Origin of the sequence: Pedobacter jeongneungensis (assembly GCF_000633455.1) — a bacterium.
In the GTDB taxonomy this organism is placed as follows: domain Bacteria; phylum Bacteroidota; class Bacteroidia; order Sphingobacteriales; family Sphingobacteriaceae; genus Pedobacter; species Pedobacter jeongneungensis_A.
Genome location: NZ_AYMG01000018.1, coordinates 1 through 20,144 on the forward strand (window position 1 = coordinate 1; position 20,144 = coordinate 20,144).

General features: G+C 38.6%; 14 protein-coding genes. 2 read left to right on the forward strand and 12 right to left on the reverse strand.

Features of this window, described 5'->3' with window-relative positions; all coding sequences use genetic code 11:
• Nucleotides 1-201 precede the first annotated feature (201 nt).
• Nucleotides 202-336 (reverse strand): hypothetical protein, encoded by a 135-nt coding sequence (locus U859_RS32500; protein WP_262496799.1) that lies wholly within the window; start codon nucleotides 334-336, stop codon nucleotides 202-204.
• A gap of 267 nt (nucleotides 337-603) precedes the next feature.
• Between U859_RS32500 and U859_RS0117550 the strand changes: the two genes are divergently transcribed.
• Nucleotides 604-1,584 (forward strand): acyl-ACP desaturase, encoded by a 981-nt coding sequence (locus tag U859_RS0117550; RefSeq protein WP_025144634.1) that lies wholly within the window; start codon nucleotides 604-606, stop codon nucleotides 1,582-1,584.
• Nucleotides 1,585-1,862: 278 nt separating this feature from the next.
• Here U859_RS0117550 and U859_RS0117555 read toward each other — a convergent pair whose 3' ends face one another.
• From U859_RS0117555 to U859_RS0117575, 5 genes are all read right to left on the reverse strand, one after another.
• Complete coding sequence (locus U859_RS0117555; RefSeq protein ID WP_025144635.1) at nucleotides 1,863-2,786, reverse strand: MBL fold metallo-hydrolase; 924 nt, start codon at nucleotides 2,784-2,786, stop codon at nucleotides 1,863-1,865.
• Nucleotides 2,787-6,182: a methylmalonyl-CoA mutase family protein gene (locus U859_RS0117560; RefSeq protein ID WP_025144636.1), complete on the reverse strand. Its 3,396-nt coding sequence runs from the start codon at nucleotides 6,180-6,182 to the stop codon at nucleotides 2,787-2,789.
• Between the two features lie 130 nt (nucleotides 6,183-6,312).
• Entirely contained in the window at nucleotides 6,313-6,681 is a 369-nt protein-coding gene (locus U859_RS0117565; RefSeq protein ID WP_025144637.1) for a VOC family protein, read from the reverse strand.
• Between the two features lie 231 nt (nucleotides 6,682-6,912).
• Nucleotides 6,913-8,571, reverse strand: coding sequence for an alkaline phosphatase PafA (gene pafA / locus U859_RS0117570; protein ID WP_025144638.1), 1,659 nt, complete (start codon nucleotides 8,569-8,571; stop codon nucleotides 6,913-6,915).
• A gap of 68 nt (nucleotides 8,572-8,639) precedes the next feature.
• Nucleotides 8,640-9,929: a bifunctional folylpolyglutamate synthase/dihydrofolate synthase gene (locus tag U859_RS0117575; RefSeq protein ID WP_025144639.1), complete on the reverse strand. Its 1,290-nt coding sequence runs from the start codon at nucleotides 9,927-9,929 to the stop codon at nucleotides 8,640-8,642.
• 199 nt (nucleotides 9,930-10,128) lie between these two features.
• Here U859_RS0117575 and U859_RS0117580 point away from each other — a divergent pair, with 199 nt between their 5' ends.
• On the forward strand, nucleotides 10,129-13,008 hold the full coding sequence (locus U859_RS0117580) for a gliding motility-associated C-terminal domain-containing protein (protein WP_025144640.1): 2,880 nt from the start codon (nucleotides 10,129-10,131) through the stop codon (nucleotides 13,006-13,008).
• 238 nt (nucleotides 13,009-13,246) lie between these two features.
• Here the strand turns inward: U859_RS0117580 and U859_RS0117585 are convergent, their stop codons facing one another.
• The 6 genes from U859_RS0117585 to U859_RS0117610 all read right to left on the reverse strand — a co-directional run bounded on the left by U859_RS0117585 (nucleotide 13,247) and on the right by U859_RS0117610 (nucleotide 20,137).
• Nucleotides 13,247-14,086: a hypothetical protein gene (locus U859_RS0117585; RefSeq protein ID WP_025144641.1), complete on the reverse strand. Its 840-nt coding sequence runs from the start codon at nucleotides 14,084-14,086 to the stop codon at nucleotides 13,247-13,249.
• A complete protein-coding gene (locus tag U859_RS0117590; protein ID WP_025144642.1) occupies nucleotides 14,086-14,487 on the reverse strand; it encodes an ExbD/TolR family protein in 402 nt (133 codons plus the stop codon). The genes U859_RS0117585 and U859_RS0117590 overlap by 1 nt, the downstream gene beginning before the upstream one ends.
• Complete coding sequence (locus U859_RS0117595; protein WP_025144643.1) at nucleotides 14,487-15,191, reverse strand: MotA/TolQ/ExbB proton channel family protein; 705 nt, start codon at nucleotides 15,189-15,191, stop codon at nucleotides 14,487-14,489. Before U859_RS0117595 ends, U859_RS0117590 begins: the two co-directional genes overlap by 1 nt.
• Entirely contained in the window at nucleotides 15,191-16,888 is a 1,698-nt protein-coding gene (locus U859_RS0117600) for an SPOR domain-containing protein (protein WP_025144644.1), read from the reverse strand. The genes U859_RS0117595 and U859_RS0117600 overlap by 1 nt, the downstream gene beginning before the upstream one ends.
• A gap of 343 nt (nucleotides 16,889-17,231) precedes the next feature.
• Nucleotides 17,232-18,197, reverse strand: coding sequence for an endo-beta-N-acetylglucosaminidase H (locus tag U859_RS0117605; RefSeq protein WP_025144645.1), 966 nt, complete (start codon nucleotides 18,195-18,197; stop codon nucleotides 17,232-17,234).
• Nucleotides 18,198-18,496: 299 nt separating this feature from the next.
• A complete protein-coding gene (locus U859_RS0117610) occupies nucleotides 18,497-20,137 on the reverse strand; it encodes a SusD/RagB family nutrient-binding outer membrane lipoprotein (RefSeq protein ID WP_025144646.1) in 1,641 nt (546 codons plus the stop codon).
• Nucleotides 20,138-20,144: the final 7 nt, after the last annotated feature.

Below are 20,144 nucleotides of genomic sequence, written 5' to 3' on the forward strand. Positions count from 1 at the left end.
ATAAGAAACCCTTTAACAACTCTGTTAAAGGGTTTTCTTTGTTTATAAGCTTTTTTGCATATTCACGGACCATGGTATCTCCAGTCATTAAAATCTAGATAGAAGTTAAGCCCACCAGGGCTAAGGTAATTCCCAGCTTATATTTCTTAATGGTAAAAAGATCTATGCGTTATTCCCCACCATTAAGGAGTGAAGAAAAAGTTAAGAAGGATTGATCCCGCAGATACCGCTGATCATCGCAGAGTTTATTCCATCATCCAGTTTTACATCTTCCATATTTTTTTCTTCTGCCCCAGGTTTGATAGCCCTGATGGCAGCGTTATCCCTTTTGGGCAAGATGGTATCTCTGTTTAACAGATAGGTTCCCCAAAAGGATTAAGCGTACAGCAGGACAGAACCCTGAATACCTGTACTGCCAATGCGCTCCAAAAGAAAATCAAATTTAATGATCTAGCGCATTGTTACCAATCTATAAACTCATTTAAGCGGATTCGAATAATTTAGATCACTTTTAAAACTGATTTAGCGCTAAATATGTTAATATCATAAGGTTTGCCGCAATATTTGGTTATCTTTGTTGTTAACAATATATAAACAAAAATAATGAGTTTTTTTGCAGATAAAAGAAGGGAAGTAATGGTGCATATAGAAAAGTATATGCTGGAGATGATGGACACCTATCTTAAACCAATCGATACTAACTGGCAACCGTCTGATTTCCTTCCTGATTCTACTAGTGACACATTTTATCAAGATATCAGAATTTTAAGGGATAATGCAAAAGATCTTTCTTACGACCTAGTAGCGGTGTTAATCGGCGATACTATTACAGAAGAGGCTTTACCAACATACGAATCGTGGTTAGCCATGGTACAAGGCCCAAGCATGAAAGAAGATGGCGGCTGGATGAAGTGGAACAGGCACTGGACTGCAGAGGAAAACCGTCATGGTGATTTGTTAAATAAATATTTATACCTGTCTGGCCGTGTTGATATGCGCCAAATGGAAATATCTACACAATACCTTATTGCTGATGGTTTTGATATTGGAACTGGTCACGATCCTTACCGTAACTTTATCTATACTTCATTTCAGGAGATGGCCACCAATATTTCGCACAGAAGGGTAGCTTCTTTAGCCAAAAAAGATGGCGATACATTATTATCAAGAATGTGTGGTGTAATTGCATCAGATGAAGCGAGACATGCAAAGGCATATAAAGATTTTATGAACCGTATTTTTGAGGTTGATCCTAATGAAGCGATGTTGGCTTTTGAAGATATGATGCGCCAGAAAATTGTAATGCCAGCACATTTTTTACGTGAGGTAGGTTTAAAGATCGGTCAAACCTTTGGTCACTTTACTGATGCTGCACAACGTTTAGGCGTTTACACGGCAATTGACTATGTTGAAATTATGCAGCAGTTAATTGTTGACTGGAAAATTGAAGGTATGCGTGATTTAAATGAAGCTGGCGAAAAAGCCCGTGATTATATTATGGCTTTACCTTCGCGTTTGTTACGTGTTGCAGAACGTATGAAAAATCCAACGATTGATTACAAATTTAGCTGGATTGCCGGATAATAGCATACAAAAGATATATAAAAGCCTCCCGATTTTACATCGGGAGGCTTTTTTTGTAGGCTGTAATTCGTTCATATTAAAGGCTAGTTTATCATAAAATCAATATGAATAATTTGCAGCGCTTTTAGGTTTTGGAAATGAATGTCAGTATGCTATAGGATGCAGCAGTCCCGCTATTCGTTCCAGCCGATGAAGAATCGGCATCCACTGCTATCGGGTTTATAATGAAAGGTTTGTGCTGGTAATATAATCTCAAGCCATCCTTAGGGTAAATTTATTTAATAAAAAATCTGACCTTGTTTTGCAAAGTTAAAACCATTTTTTAAAACCTGTTTTTGGGTAGTTGGATCCCAAAGTAGGGGGTTGGTATGGTTGAAGTGGATTAAGAAGATTTTATTTTTGATGTTACGGTCCTCTTTGCTGAACAATTCTTCTGTTTCGGTGACTAATGGATGCGGAACTTCGGCAATTGGCCTGTTGCCGAGCTCGGTATTGCTGTAAAAGGTGGCATCTAACATGGTAATATCTACATTCTTAACCTCATCGATAATGTTTTTATTCCATTTGCTCCATTTATCGATATCGGGGATAAAGAGATACTTTTTTGTTGGTGTTTCGATTTTAAAACCTGCGGTTTCTGAGAATTCATCACGGTGAGGAACAGTGAAAGCCGTTATTTTATTGTTTAAAATATCAACAGGCTGGTTTGCACTTAATGTTATAAGGTTAATATTATTGAGTTTTACCAACTGGCTCCAGGGACCGTTTTGCTCGAGAAATGATCTTAATTTAGGAAGTACATAAACCTTTAAGCCACTTGTAGACATTACTTCCCTACCAAATTCCATTAAGCCCGTGTAGTGGCCAATGTGGGCATGGGTAATAAATATACCTTCTGGTAAGTATGGATATGCTTCATTTGTCCTTTTTCTGAAATCCTGAAGTTGTACCTTAATATCTGGCGTAGCCTCAAACAACCACCATTTTTTGGTTTTAGGATCGACTAAAGCAAGTGAAACCACATTTCTTCTTAACTTTTCATCTTTCCATGCCATTTTACAGCAGTTTTTCTGACAGCCAATGTGTGGGTAACCACCATCCTGGGCAACACCCAATACTAAAATAAAAGAAGACTGTGGCGTTTGCTGTGCCCAGGTTTTAAAAGAAAAACAGAGTATAAAAAATAATACTATTGCTCTCATTTACATGTTTCTTCTATATTGTCCACCAACTTCATAAAGTGCCTTGCTAATCTGGCCTAAAGAGCAAACTTTACAGATTTCCATCAATTGTTCAAAGATGTTATCACCTGCAATGGCTGATTTTTGCAGTTGTTTTAATAATTCTGCCGAACGATCAGCGTTACGATCCTGAAATTTTTGCAATGCTGAAATCTGATATTGTTTTTCATCTTCGGTGGCGCGGATTACTTCACCTGGAACAATGGTAGGGGAGCCATTTTTATTTAAGAAGGTATTTACACCCACAATAGGATATTCGCCTGTATGTTTAAGCGTTTCGTAATACAAACTTTCTTCCTGGATTTTTCCGCGCTGGTACATGGTTTCCATCGCACCTAAAACACCACCACGATCGTTGATGCGTTTAAATTCGGCAAGAACTGCATCTTCTACCAGATCGGTTAGCTCTTCGATGATGAAAGCGCCTTGTAATGGATTTTCATTCTTCGCAAGACCTAATTCCCTGTTGATGATCAACTGGATCGCCATGGCTCTTCTTACCGATTCTTCGGTAGGTGTAGTAATGGCTTCATCGTAAGCGTTGGTGTGTAGTGAATTACAGTTATCGTATATGGCATACAAGGCCTGCAAAGTGGTACGGATATCGTTAAAATCGATTTCCTGGGCATGTAAAGAACGGCCAGACGTTTGAATATGGTATTTAAGCTTCTGTGAACGATCGTTACCTTTGTATTTATTCTTGATGGCTTTGGCCCAGATTCTTCTCGCTACGCGGCCAATAACGGCATATTCCGGATCGATACCATTGGAGAAGAAGAAAGATAAGTTAGGTGCAAAATCATCAATATGCATGCCCCTGCTTAAGTAATACTCTACAAAAGTAAAACCGTTACTTAAAGTAAAGGCCAGTTGCGAAATCGGATTTGCACCTGCCTCGGCAATGTGATAACCTGAAATGGATACAGAATAGAAATTCCGTACTTTTTCGTCGATAAAATATTTCTGGATATCGCCCATCATCCGCAGGGCAAATTCGGTAGAGAAAATACAGGTATTCTGTGCCTGATCTTCTTTTAAGATATCAGCCTGAACAGTTCCCCTAACCGAGCTGATCGCTTTAGCCCTGATATTGGCATAAACATCTGCTGGTAAAACCTGATCACCAGTAAGGCCCAAAAGCATTAAACCTAAACCGCTGTTTCCTTCAGGCAAAGTACCATTGTATGTCGGTCGCGGTATCTTTTTGGTTTTGTAGATTGAATCAATTTTGGCCTGAACTTCTCCGGTTAAATCATTTTCAATGATGTATTTTTCACATTGCTGATCGATTGCGGCATTCATGAAAAAACCCAACAACATTGGTGCTGGACCGTTAATGGTCATCGATACAGAAGTAGATGGTGCACAAAGGTCAAAACCGGAATACAGTTTTTTTGCATCATCTAAGGTGGCAATACTCACGCCTGAATTGCCAATTTTTCCATAGATATCAGGGCGGATGTGCGGATCTTCGCCATAAAGGGTAACTGAATCAAATGCTGTAGATAAACGGTGCGCCGGCTGACCTAAAGAAACATAGTGAAAACGTTTATTGGTTCTTTCGGGGCCTCCTTCTCCAGCAAACATCCTGGTTGGATCTTCACCTTCTCTTTTTAATGGAAAAACACCTGCAGCATAAGGGAATTCGCCCGGAAGGTTTTCGGTTAGCAACCACCTTAAAATATCTCCCCAGTCTTCATATCTAGGTAAAGATACTTTAGGGATATTCAGTTTTGAAAGAGATTCGTAAAATAAAGGCTGTTTAATTTCTTTATCTCGTACTTTATAAATGAAAAATTCTTCTTTATAAGCCCTTTTGGTTTCAGGCCATTGGCGGAGTAAACGTTTGCATTCGCCGTCCAATTGTTCTTCGAAGAAATCGTAGGTTGTATTTAAACTCTGTGACACCCCTTCCTGCGGATACCCCTCTGGAAGAGGGGAATTGTTATCGCTTAATAAATCGATTACACCTTTAAGCTGATACATTTTCCGGGCAATGGTGGCTTGTTTATCTACCCATTCGTTATACATCTGGCTCGATTCTGCAATTTCTGCCAAATAGCGGATGCGATCGGGTGGGATGATGTAGATTTTTTCGGATTGATCGGAAGTTAATTCCATTTTGGCCTTGAAATCGGTTCCGGTTTTTAATTTGATCTGTTCCATTAAAGCCACAAACAGGTTATTCATGCCAGGATCGTTAAATTGAGAAGCCATGGTACCATAAACAGGAATTTCATCATCTTTGGCGTCGAAAATGTTATGGTTACGTTTGTATTGCTTGCGTACATCACGCAAGGCATCTAAAGCACCACGTTTATCGAATTTATTAATGGCCACAAGATCGGCAAAATCCAACATATCAATTTTCTCCAATTGTGTAGCGGCGCCAAATTCTGGGGTCATTACGTAAAGTGATACATCGCAATGTTCGGTAATTTCGGTATCAGACTGGCCAATACCTGAGGTTTCTACGATGATTAAATCATAACCTGCGGCTTTGCAGATATCGATACTTTCCTGTACATTTTTTGATAAAGCAAGGTTTGCCTGACGGGTGGCCAAAGAGCGCATGTAAACCCTCGGATTATTGATGGCATTCATCCGGATACGGTCGCCCAATAGTGCCCCGCCTGTTTTTCTTTTTGAAGGATCAACAGAGATAATGGCAAGGGTTTTATCTTTCACTTCTACCAAAAAACGACGGACCAGTTCATCCACCAGAGATGATTTTCCGGCACCACCCGTTCCGGTAATCCCTAAAATAGGTGCAGTATTATTTTTTGAAAGTTTTTTTAATTCGTCAACAAATTTTTGAGCGCCTTCGGGATCATTTTCTGCAACGGTAATGGCTCCTGCAATGGCTTTAATATCTTTGGTTGGAATAGTTTCTAGCTCGTTTGTAATGTTGGCTTTGGTTATGAAATCGGTTTGTATGAGCATGTCGTTAATCATACCCTGCAAGCCCATTTTACGGCCATCATCAGGAGAATAGATTTTAGAAATTCCGTAAGCCTGGAGTTCTTCGATTTCTGAAGGCAGGATTACGCCACCGCCACCTGCAAATATTTTAATATGGCCCGAACCTCTTTCCTGCAAAAGATCGTACATGTATTTAAAGTATTCGATATGACCGCCCTGATAAGAAGTCATGGCAATACCCTGAACATCTTCCTGAATGGCACAGTTTACCACTTCATCTACAGATCTGTTGTGACCAAGATGAATCACTTCAGCCCCTGAAGATTGGAGGATACGGCGCATGATGTTGATGGTTGCATCGTGCCCGTCGAAGAGGGAAGCAGCAGTTACGAAACGGATTTTATTTTTAGGCTTATAGATTTCTACTTGTTGCATACTATGGGATTTAAAGGACCGGTATGCTCAGATCACCAATCCTTGTTTCCAAATATATTTGGTATGCAAATGTACTAAAATATGCTGCTTAATGCACGAATACCCTATACCGTTATGGCTTTTGGTTCAGTTATAAATCCTGCCCAAATTGCAGTAAATAGCCGTTATTATCGTAAATGGCGAACTCCCTCATTCCATAGTCGAAATCTTCGAGTGGGTAACAAATTTCGCATTGATCTTTTAAACTTTCCCAGAGCGATGAGACTTCATTTGTTTTGATATAAAGAGAACCGCTCATGATCGGTTTAGGGATGTTACGGTGTTCATTAGGGATACAGAACATGATTTCTATATCGTCTTTGCGGAGGGTAAACCAGCTGAGATCGTCGAATTTTGCATCGCAGGTGAAGTTTAATATTTCGGTATAAAAGGTCAGGGTTGCCTGCATATCATGCGATTCGAGCATTGGGGTAAGTTTGGTGGCGGTGTATGTTGACATGATCTAAAATAAAAAATATAGTTTAAATTTTTTACCATATCAGACATTTGAGGCTATATAAACCGCAATACGAAATCACTATATAGAATCTTTAGGTGTGCTAAGGCGACTAAGGTGGTTCAGAATAATTAATTGTCTCCGTTTTTGGTCACCACCTAAGTTACCTGAGATCATCTTAGTAGCTAGTTATATAAACAAAAAAACTATGCTGGTAGGCATAGTTTTCTTAAATTATTTATTGGTGATTTCGGTGATCGGTTCTCCAACGTTACCATTTGGCATTTGTATATGGAGCAACGCAGCCAGTGTAGGCGCAATGTCGGTCATGTAATGTGTTTTATTTGATGCACCAGGTTTAATTCCCCAGCCCATAAAAACCAACGGAATGTGCGAATCGTATGGGTTCCAGTTCCCATGTGTGGTACCGGTGCTACCACCATTAAACCAATTGGGTTGTAAAACATAATAGATATCGCCGCTTCTACGGGCATTATAACCATTGGTAATCATCTTTTTCTGGATCTCCTGAAGGGTAGATTGAGATATTCTGGCGATATCAACGGCATTTTGGAAACCATCTAATCTTTTTAAGAATTCAACAGAAGCTGATTTAATGACATCGAAACTTACATCACCTTTGTCGGTTTTATCATGATCAAAAATGATCTGATTGTTTTGTGATTTTAAAACCACGTTGTTCACCTTAAATTTATCATTTAAGTAGGTATTTAATTTATTTGCAATATCGCGGTCGCTTACTACACCTGAAGGTAATTTGTTTTCCTGCATAAAACCTGGTACATGTGCAGCACCATGATCGGCAGTTAAAAATACCGTGTAATTTCCTTTACCTACTTTTTTATCCAGGTAGTTGAAAAACTCTTCGAAATCTTTATCTAAACGTAAATAAGTATCTTCTGCCTCAATCGAATTCGGACCATATGCGTGACCAACATAATCGGTAGATGAGCAACTTACTGCTAAGAAATCGGTAATGTTATCCTGACCTAAATCTTCTGAAAGGATGGCCAATTTAGCAAGGTCTAAAGTGATGGTATTGCCATAAGGTGTACTTCTGATGGCATCGAAATTTTTATCAACGTTTTGTGTTAATTGGTGTGGGAATGTACTCAATTTGCCTTCGTAAGCTTTCTCATCAGCTGTACTGTTTATATAGGTATTGATCGGATATAGGGTTTCCCAGTTTTTTGCGTAAAACTTGTTTGCTAATTTTAGTTTGTTGTAATCGGCAATCCAGGTGGGTACTTCTTTCATGTAATAAGTACTGGTAATCCAGTTTCCGGTGCTGCCCTGATACCAATATGCCGCATTTGCAGCGTGGCCGGCAGGAAGGATCGACCCTCTATCTTTTAATGAAATACCGATTACCTTGCCTCTAAAATTTGTCGCTAACCTTAACTCATCAGTGATGGTAGTGGTTAACATATTTTTTGGCGACATATTGCCTTCGGATGAAGGTGTACTGCCAACGGTTGATACCGAAGAATCTTCTGTACAGTATACATTTTTTTTAGTTTCAGGATCGTACCAATCGTTACCGATGATGCCATGAACTGCCGGAACAGAACCTGTATAAATGCAGGTATGGCCGCAAGCAGTATAAGTAGGAGTGTAAGGAATAAATGTATTTTCTACTGAAAAACCCTCATTGATTAATCTTTTAAAACCACCATTGGTATAGCGGTTATAATAACGGTATAAATAATCCCAACGCATTTGATCAACTACCAGGCCAACCACCAGTTTAGGACGTGCTACTTCGGCAGGAAATGCTTTAGGCTGTGCTTGAATAGTTTTTTTAGTCTGAGCTGAGGAGAGAGAAAGCGAAAAAATAGAAATAGAAAAGATTAAACAGGAGATTTTCTTCATTGTGTTTTAGTTAAAGGGCTAAATTAATAACTTTTAAGTGAAGATATTTTGAAGTTTATGTAAAGATTTTATATCGCTTCGGCCACTACAAATGTGCTTCCACCAATAAAAACCAGGTCTTTAATACCTGCCGATTGAATAGCATTTGTTTTTGCATCGGCAACTGATGCATAACTATTTCCGTTTAAATGATAAGCGGCTGCCTGTTCTTTCAGTGCATCAGCGGCTAAACCACGTTCTAAATCAGGTTTACAGAAATAATAAGTGGCATTTTTTGGCATTAGGGATAAAACTTTTGAAATATCCTTATCGTTTACCATACCGAAAACAATATGTAACTGCTGATAAGGGGTTTGTGCAATGTTTTTGATTACTTCGGTAATTCCGGCTTCGTTATGCCCGGTGTCACAGATCACCAAAGGATTTCTGCTCAAAGTTTGCCAACGTCCTTGTAAACCAGTTTGTTTTTTAACCTGACTGATGCCTTTATAAACACTTTCCTGATCGGTTTTAATTGCTGTTTTGTCGTTTAGTACCGCTAAAGTTTCGAGAACAGTCAATATGTTTTTATATTGATAAACGCCCGTAAGATCGCTTTGAAGATCCTTGTATTTGATTTTATCCTCATGATAAACGGAAAGGGAAAGTTTATTGTTTTTTATTTTAAAATCCTGTGCAATTAATACTTGATCAGCAAAAACAATAGGTGCGTGCTCAGCTTTGGCTTTTTTAATGAAAACCGGTGCCGATTCTTCCTGCGTTTCGCCTATGACCACCGGGATATTTTTTTTGATAATTCCTGCTTTTTCACCAGCAATTTCGGTAAGTGTATTACCCAGCATATTCATATGATCGAGGCTGATGTTGGTGATGACCGAAATTTGTGGTGTGATGATATTTGTTGAATCTAACCGCCCACCTAAACCTACTTCGATTACAGCTACATCTACCTGATGTTTGGCAAAATGATCGAATGCGAGCGCAACAGTTACTTCAAAAAACGAAGGTTCGGTTTTTTCGATGAGTTTTTGCTGTTCTTTTACGAACGATACTACTTCGGTTTTACTGATCATTTTTCCGTTGATCCGGATGCGCTCACGGAAATCTTTTAAGTGCGGAGAAGTGTACAATCCGGTTTTATAACCCTGTGCCTGTAATACCGAAGCCAACATGTGCGAGGTCGATCCTTTCCCATTTGTACCGGCAACATGGATGCTTTTAAATTTATTTTGTGGATTATCCAAAGCCTCGCAAAGAATGATGGTATTGGTTAAATCTTTTTTAAAAGCAGAGGCGCCAACTCGGGTAAACATCGGGAGTTTACTGTATAAAAAATCAAGCGTTTGTTGGTAGTTCATAATAGGTGTCAAATATAGGTGATTGGCGTTTGAAGTTCAAATGAGCCACGAGATTGACTTCGCAAGTTTGAGATTTAAACTATTAGTGGTTAGTCACAGGTTGTTAAGACTGATACAAGTAACCCTTTAGTATAAATTATTTTGTGCTGATTTATTCTATGTTGCTATATTTGGCGATTATTTAACGATCTCAATTATAGTGATTAATAAAATTAGTCTATTTCTTTTACTGCTCCTGGCTTGTTGTTTTAATCTTGCTGCACAAACTTTTTATGTTAGTTCTTATAACTATAATAAAGGTGGAAGTGATATTTATAAAGTAGATATTACATCCGAAGGGGTAAAATCTACTAAAATTGCAGATTGTTCAGCTCGGGATCAGTATTTTTCGATCGCCATGAATAAAAACAATTTATTTTGGCTAAACGGTTCTCAAATCTATGTTGCAGACGTAAAGGAAAATAGCATCGAAAACTGTAGGAGCCTATTTTCAGGTATGTCTGGTTCAAATTCGCTGACACTTGGGGCTGATAATAAGTTATATTATTGCTCTAGTTACTTATTCAGTACTGATATTAATACAGGGAAATCAGAGGCTTTAGGTTTACTCAATTACTCTGCTAGTGGTGATGTCTGTTTTTATAAAAAAGAACTTTACATGGCGGCATACCAGGGCATAGTGAAGATTAATATTAAAGAACCTAACAAAAGTATCCTTCATATTCCGCTGCCTCCAAATATATCTCTTTTTGGTATTGTTAGTGTTTCAACCGGAGTCAGAAAAAATACGGTTTATGGATTGGCAAATTCAGGCGCCCAGACTAATATTATCGAATTTGATATAGAAAACCAAAAAATGGTTAGTGTGGTAGGAACGCTTCCTTACAATATTCTGGATGCCGCCAGTATGGTAGAAGACGGTAGTATTATAGGGATAGAGTTCGAACGGGTAGATATAAATCAAGATTGCAATTCTGGAAATACGGCAAATGTAGATGTAATAACAGCCCCACATATTGAAGATTTTACCTATACTTTAAACGGAGTTACTAATTCAACGGGCAAGTTTGCTGGCTTATCTAAAGGGCAGTATACACTTTCTATCACTTCTGCATCTGATTCATATACCACAACTGTTGATGTTCCGGAGGTTAATTTAATAAAACCTGTTTATAATTGGCAGATCAAAAATCAGCTTTGTGAAACTTTGGGCGAGATTACTTTTAGCACTCCCGAACAGAACAGTAGCTATCAGATCAAGTATGATGGAAAGTTATATCCGCTAAACAGTACCTTCTCTATTTTGTTAAGTGGAAAATCCAATCACTTTGAAATCGTAAATAAGTATGGTTGTAAAGTGGATGAGAAGGATATTGTTGTTGGACGGGATAAATGTAAAATCCAATTTGATAAGGTTGATGTGGTGCAACAGTGCGATGCTTTTCATCAGGGCGTTATCAATGTTTTAACAAAACCACACAGCGCAGCTTATACCTATACACTAAATAATACGACTAACAATTCAACCGGGCTATTCAAAAATTTAACTGCTGGCTCTTACACACTTAAAATTAGTTCGGATGAAGATGTGTTTGAAACTACTGTAATTGTACCAGATTATAAACAGTTACAACCAAACTTCTCTTTTGCCAAAATTAATCCAGCCTGCGCCAATAAGGGTACTATTCAATTTAATTCTTTCACAGGTAGTGCTAATTATAAAATCAAACTCAGAAATGATATTTTGCCATACGATTATAAATTCACTAACCTGGAAGTAGGTAATTATCATTTTGTTGTGTTGAGTAAAGAGGGATGTCTGATTGATGAGTTTGTTGTAGAATTGATTTATGAACCTTGCCCAATTGTAATCACTAATATCGAAACCCTACAAGAATGTAATGTTTTGGGTAAAGGATTCATAAAAATTAATTGTCCGCCAATTCCAGAAACTTATACGTTTACCCTTAATAATTCGGTATCGAATAGCACAGGCATTTTTAATATGCTTGATCCAGGTAGCTATACCATTGAGGTTAAGGCATCAGGTGGTGCAGCCCCGGTTAACAGAATCGTTGTAGTGCCAGATTATTCATTAACCAAACCTGTTACCAAAATTAATGCTAAAAACCCTGCATGCGATCTTAAGGGAGAAATATCGTTTTCTATAGGCACCAATTCTACTGATTATAATGTGAAATATAAAGGGATAGTTTATCCGGGTAACCACGTTTTTACAGGTTTAATTGAAGGAGATTATAATTTCACCATTTTAAAGCTGAATGGCTGTATAGTTGATGAATTAAGTCAAAAATTGGTTTATGAACCCTGTCCAATTGTGATCGATAATATCGAAACCTTGCAAGAATGTAATGTTTTGGGTAAAGGATTTATCAAAATTGATTGTCCGCCAATTCCAGAAACGTATACGTTTATCCTTAATAATTCGGTATCCAATAGCACTGGTGTGTTCAATATGCTTAATCCAGGTACTTATACCATTGAGGTTAAGGCATCGGGTGGTGCTCCTGCAGCATACAGAACTGTTGTAGTTCCAGATTATTCTTTAACAAAACCCAATACTATTATTAATGCAAAAAATCCTGTTTGTGATTTAACCGGTGAGATCTCATTTTCAATTGGTACCCGTTCGGCTGATTATAACATCAGGTATAATGGTATCGTTTATCCGGGTAATTACATTTTTTCAGGATTATATGAAGGGAATTATGCCTTTTCGATCCTAAAACTCAATGGCTGTATAGTAGATGAGTTGAATGTTTCCTTAGAGACAGAAGCCTGTAATGATATTTCATTCCCAACGGCTTTTAGTCCTAATTCCGATAATGTAAATGATAGCTTCAAAGCAAAAGAGGGAAGCAGGGCTTTTAATTTCCAGATGCAGATTTTCGACAGGAGAGGAATACTTATCTTTTCTTCGAATAAACTCTACGATGCATGGAATGGTGATTATAAAGGACAGCCTGTTCCTGTTGGAGTTTACTTTTGGATCGCATCCTTTACTACACAAGAAAATAAGAAAATAATTAAAAAGGGATCTGTTACACTAATCCGGTAATATTTAAATTTATTAGTCTTTGAGCCTCAGACTACGGAAATAGAAGTCTAGGTGGTGTTCTGTAAGGACACAGACCACGGCATGGACTTGTGGTTAGATTGTTATAGATGCATAATTAATTGTTGAAAAATCCAATCAAGCTTGTGAACAATCTTCTGTCGGATAGTAATATCCGACAGCACTTAACAAAAAAAGGTCTGTGTTCTCACAGACCTTTTTTATATAATATCTTAAAATTTTACTTCACTTTAAAGTTGAACATCACGATCCCGGTTTGTACATCGGGAGCAGATTCAAGTTTGTTTAAACTCGAACCTAACACGGCCTGTTCGCATTTTCTCCAAAGGGCTAAATCAGATAAAGTGGTACCTTTTGCACCTGCACGGGCCTGAACAACTTTTCCATTTTTATCTACACGGATCTGAACGGCAATTTTACCTGCACTTTGTCCATCGTCCTGAATTCTTGGGATATCGATAAACTTTCTGCTGGCCAGTGATAATTGTACATTACCATTTCCTGAACCACCTTCTCCATAATTGGAAGCTAATGGATCGCCATCTTTATCGCCCTGGTTACCAGGTGTGTTTCCAGTTCCATCACCCTGGCCCTGGCCGGTATTTTTTTTGCCTTTGTAAAGCGCATTTTGGTTGATCACCGGTTTAGCAGGCTTATCTTCCGTTACAGGAGTTGGTGCTGCCTTAGTCGGTTTTGTAGGTTTGGTATTTACCGCAATGGCATCCTCTGTATTTTGTGTCTGCACTTCCTTATCGCTACTTTCGGTAGAGGTGGTTGGGGTAACCTTTTCTTCAGGCGTTACTTTTTCAGGAGGTTTACCGTTGGCATTCGGATCTGCTGATGGTTCTTCAATACTGGTATAATCATCGCCCATACCTTCTGCCGAAGTTCCGTAATTTACCACCATACCGCCCATACCCACTTCTTCAGGTGGCTGGAATGAACCAATCACAATGAAAAAACTGATCAACAACAAAAAGCCCATAATACCGCTTGCTATAGCAATGGCTTTAGGATAATTATTTTCCTCGTTAGGTACGTTTTGTGTTTTGTAGTTCATTATTTTTTAGGCTCAACGGCTACAACTAGTTTTAATTTTAATTTATTGGCAATGTCATTTACCACAAATCCATCCTGATAAGTTACGTTACGGGATACATATAAAAGAATGGTCATATCTGGTGCCAGTTTTTGGTATGATGCCAATGTAGGCTCCAATTCTTCTATGCTAACCGGTTTCTTTTCAACGAAATATTTTAAGTTTTCGTCTATGGTAACGGTAACGGCTTTTTTTGCGGTTGATTGCTGTCCGCTTGATGATTGTGGCAACAGTAATTTAACTACTGTAGGATTTACCACAGCTGAGGCCAATAAGAAGAACAGCATCAGGAAGAACATAATATCGTTCAACGCTGAAGTATGTACTTCTACCGATCCTTTTGTTCTCTTGCGTAAATTCATTATTTGCCTGGTTCTTCTAGTAAATCAATAAAATCAATTGCATCGGTTTCCATTTTAAGGATGATTTTTTCAACCATGATGTTTAAAATGTGGTACAGTACGTAAGCGATAATACCGATAATTAATCCTGTTGCTGAGGTAATCATTTTGGTATATAAACCGCCAGAAATGGTGCCGATTTCAATAGCACCCTTAATTGATACCTGATGGAAGATGGTAATTACCCCCACAATTGTTCCTACGAAACCAAGCATCGGTGCAATACCGGCTACAATACCCAGTATACTGATGTTCTTCTCTAATTTAGAAACTTCAAGTTTACCTACATTTTCGATGGCACCTTCAATATCTTTAATCGGGCGGCCAATGCGTTTTAAACCTTTTTGCAGCATGCGCGAAAGGGGAGAATTGTTGTTTCTTAACAACGACATGGCGCCATCTAAATTTCCAGACTGGATGTAAGACCTGATCTGTCCCATAAGGTTTGCTTCATCCTTGGTGGCTTTTTTGATGGTTAAATAGCGTTCAACAAAAATAAACAAGGCTAAAAAAGCAAGAAAAGCCAATGGAACCATTACCCAGCCGCCTTTAAAAAGAAGGTCGATAAAGCGTAATTGTGGCTGTGGTTGTGTTACTGCTTGGTTAAGCACATTTGCGGTGTCTTGTAATGCTTGTGTGGTGTCCTGAATTAATAAAGTTATCATTATGGTTGTGTGTTGTTAAAAATCTGTTGTACGTAAAACCCTTTTCCCTTTAGTTTTTTCTGTAAAATATCTTTTTGTGCTTCGGCTTCTTTTTGTGTTTTAAAGCTTCCTATGCTCACTTTTTTCCAAGGTCCGGCCATATTCGCTATTTTGGCATTCAGTCCGCGGGTTTTCATTATGGCAATATATTTCTCAGCACCTGCAACTGTTTTATATGAGGATGCAATAACATCAAACGTAGAAGGACCAGTGTTTGGTACAATTTTATCTTCTTTTGGTTTTTCAACAGGTGGAGTAACTACTGTTTTTTCGGTTGTTTTAACAACGGCTTTTTTGACCGTATCTGCTTTTTTCTGAACCTGGTTAGCTTTCAGGATGCTGTCGGTTTTGGCGATTGAATCCTGTTTTATTTTTGCTGAATCGATGGTAACCTTTGGAGAATCGACAAGGGCAGGGGTTGCTTTTACAGGTGTGCTTTGCCCGGTAAATAACTCAGGTTTAACTAAATAAGTAATGGCTGCTATAATCACTAAAACCAAAATAATGATGGTAACCTTTAACCAGGTAGACATGCCTTGGGGTGGCTCCTGATCGTGTATAATCGGATCATGGCCAAAACGGTTAGGATGCTCGGCATGTTGCTCTTTAATAAATTCAGGAGCTTCAATTACCGGTTCTTCTGCTTTAGCTTCGTCTTCTAAATGAATGTATGTTTTTGGTTCATCAGTTTCTGGCCTTAATGAAAAACGGCTCGAATATTCTTGTTGCGGTAAAACCGGTTCAGGAATTGTTGTTTCTACAGGTTCTTCAGCAATTTTTTCTACTTCGGCTTCTGGTGTATGGCCAAAACGATTTGGATGTTCTTCGTGCTGCTCTACTACCGATTCCGGAACTTCTACCGCTGCTGGTTCTTCGACAGTACTGACTACTTCTGGTTCGGTTGTATCTACGAGGTTATCAGATTCATTTTCAATAGGTTGGGTAGCTTCAACAGCCTGGTGTTCGGCAGCAATATTTTCTACTTCCGATTCTGGTGTGTGGCCAAAACGGTTCGGGTGCTCTTCATGCTGCTCTTTAATAAATTCAGGGGCTTCATTAACTTCTTCTGCAGTGTTTTCTGAATGTTGTAAAGTGTTTTTAAGATCATCTTTAACTTCGTCCAACTCTACATTTTCGATTACAGGGTGGTGGTAAGATTTATTTTCGAATGGAGATGGTGCAACAGGTGCCTCAGCAATTTCATCGTACACATCTTCCTCTTCTTTTGGTAAATCTGCTTTTACTTCTTCAGTTACAGTTTCTGGTAACGAAGGTAAGCCATAAAATTCAGAACCGTAATTGATGTTCTTTATCGGTTCAAAATCCAGTCCCTGCTCAGTAAAAAATAAACGCCCCGTATTTTCTAATTCGATCTCATGGTTTAGTTCCAGTTTTTGATTTACGTCTTCAACAAACTGCGCGATGTAATAATCGGCGCTCTCATTAGAGATATTCCTTTTAGCAGCAATAAAATCTGTCAGGGCCTGTTCTTCGGTCAAGTCGCTCGAAAACTGAAGCGTATATCCCGGAGGTAAAAACGTTTGTTTTTCCTTATCGTATCTTCCCGGGTATTTCTTTTTATAAAAGGTGCCCAAGCCGGTAATACCAACTTCTTTGCGTTGCTGCAAGAGTTCTAAAAGGTATGATAAGATATCCATTCGGGTAAAATTAAGCGTTTAAAATTAAAAATTATATTCTACCTTCAAATAGTGTCTGTGGATGTGTTTATACATCCTACTCCAAAAAGGGGACAAAAACGAATACAGCTTCGTTATTTTAACCACGAAAAAATCACAGTTGATTAACCTATACCTGTATCCGTGTAAAGATAACGGTTACAAAGATAGAAATGGTATGTTAGTAAGCAAATGGCTAAATCGATATAATATCGATGTGACAAGGTATAGCAGCGAAACTGTGTAAAAAAAGTAGGACAACTCTCGTCGTCCTACTCAAAAATGTTTGCAGCGATTAAGGAATTATTCGGTATAAAAGATATAATTAAGGAGTATATACAGTGGTTTTTCCACCATATAAATTGCTTGATATACTCGATAAATAAGTATGCACATCCGAATTTGGTAAATTGTAGTATAGGTAAATTCCATAGCCATTGTTGACTGTTTGCGTGGCCAGAGACGCGGCTGTAGATGAACTGGTTGCCTGTATGTCGATTGCTGCAGGACCTAGATTTGCTTTAGCCAATCCTGGAACATTTGGCACCGAATAACTACCATATATGGCATTCCAGCTGTAATTTACTTTTGAGCCAACGGTAACACCATTGTAGGATAATCTTGAAGCTGCCGGGCCATAAAAATAAAACGAAATAATCTTATTCGGCAATAGTTGCCTCAATGCCGTTACGAGGTACACAAATGAACTGGCATTTGGTTGCCCGGTACCGTTATTTCCATATTCAGCGTATTCATCATCGAAATCGATACCATCAAGGCCATAAGTGTTAACGGCATTTGCCAATTGCTGTGCGAACGCCTGGGCCGAGGCCTGTGAGGTGAAATTACAAAAACCAGCACCCTGGTGGTTGCCCAAAATAGAAAGCAAAACCTTAATTCCTTTATCTTGTAAAGGTTTTATATAGGTTGTTTTATTACTTAAAACATTGGTAACATTAGGGTTGAAACCTAATTCGGCCTTTTGGGTAGAGGTATTATAATTAATATTGGCTGCAAAAATGATTGCAATGTCAAATAGCTGTTGTCCTGAGGAAAGTTTATATTTTCCTACGTTTCGGATATCATTACTGTTCACTTCTACATAACATACACCTTTTGGGCCAGTTACCCCAATAGCTGAAGTAGAATTAGTCGCTTCTTTTTTAGCAGGACCGGTTAAGGTTTCATCCTGGGCGATGTCTTTTTTCTTACATCCGCTTACAGCAACGGTTAAAAATAAGGCCACAGATACTGCAGCATTTTTGCATGTTAACAATTTGGTAGTTGTCATAATTTTTTGTTTTAAATTAGTTAGAAATTGGTTTTAGGCTTGCAATCGCTACAAACAGATTTTTATTTATTAATTAGCTATTTACATTTTATGCCATAGCTAAAAACATCAGTTAAAGTTTTAAAATGTGGTTAACAGTCCTTTTGTGGGGCTGATTTTTTGCAAGTATAAAATAGGGGAAAGGCTGTTAACGGCAGTTTGCCGTAAACGATTGGTTTTCTCATAGGTTTAAAATTTTGGTTAGAAATTTTTTAAAAAAAGGTAGGACAACTTTCGTCATCCTACCTGTTATTTGTGTGTTAGAAATTTGCTTTGTTAACGTCCCACCATAATCTGGTACCGCCGTTGTCAGGTCCGCCGAGCAAGGTTACTGCTTTACGTACCTCATCTTTGTTTCCGTTGCCATATTCTGCTGTTGGATATGGCAATCTGCGAATCTGCAATTGGGTGTTGATTGTACCACCGCTATTGTTGTTGGCTACTGTAAACAGTTTCGGATAACCTGTTCTGCGGAAATCGGCCCAGGCCTCAGCTCCGTCAGGAAAAATAGCTAACCATTTCTGGGTAATAATGCGCTCTAATTTCACTTCGTTAGAAGCAGCTCCATCCCATTTAATCGTAATGGTACTTACTGCATCTGCATTGTTAGCCGGATTTTTTGGATCTACATACGCAGTTGGCTTGTTTACCGCATCTGCAAGATAGCTGCCAATAGTTGCATTCCATTGCTGCATTGATGTTGTTATACCGGTTTCATAATTGGTCTGTGCATCGCCTGCACCTGTCCAGCCACGTAATGCGGCTTCAGCTTTTAAAAACCAAACCTCAGCGGCCGTCATCAATATCTGTGGTGCTTTTTGTCCGATAGGTGATCTTGAATTGTCAGGTATAGACGAATTTAAACTTGAATAGGTTTTGTAACCCGCTTTGCCCAAACCATTAAAAGAAGTATTGGCCCCTGATCTGATTCCCACATATTGTCCTGAAAACAAAGGATCGGTAGCTGGTGTACAATATATCGATAAACGCGGATCTTTGTAACCAACCATGTACGATTGTAGCGCTGCGCCCATGGCGTTATCACCGTCGTAATTTACAGTTACATTCCAAAGGTCGTTATTTCTGTTACCCGACTGTGCAACAGCTGCATTATCACCTGGTGTAGTCATTAAGCCACCTGCTGCTGCCATTGCTTTTTCTGCCTGTAACTTTGCCGTAGCTGGATCAACTTTAACAATACGCATGGCTAAACGTAACCTTAGCGAATTGGCTAATTTAAGCCATTTCGCAACGTCTCCACCATAAACCAGATCACCGGTTTCGAAATAAGCTTTTTTGCCAGGATTTGCCGTGATAAAAGCCTGTAGATTGTTAGCTGCTGTATCAATCTGTTTAAAAAATTCGGTATAAACCGTTTTTTGGTCATCGTAAGCTTGCGAAATCAATGATTTACCTGCCTGAGTATAAGGAATCGGACCAAATTTATCAGTTACCCTATTCATCGCAATTACCTGTACTAAAAGTGAGATACCCCACGATTCTGGTGCAGTTGCTTTTAAAGGTGATATGGCAATTTTAGAAATTGGTGCCATTACATTGGTGTACTGATCATTAAAACCAGTTTCGTTCCAGCCATTATTAAGCGCATAGTTCATGTTGTTTATACCGCCACCGAATGGTGTTGGAGCCATCATGTAACCGCTAAAAGCATCAGAACTCAAATTCTGTGCAATTTGGTAGTTAGAAAATATATTCTGTTGGATAGGGCCGATGGCTGATTTCAATAAAGCTAAACTCTGCTCGGTTGTAGGTAAATTATCGTTGGTATTAAAACTTTCAAAGTTCTTTTTACAGCCCTGGTTTAGGCCTGCAACGGCTAAAAGTAAAACTAAAGACAAACCTTTAATTTTATGTTGAGATGAATGATATATCGATTTCATGTTTGTT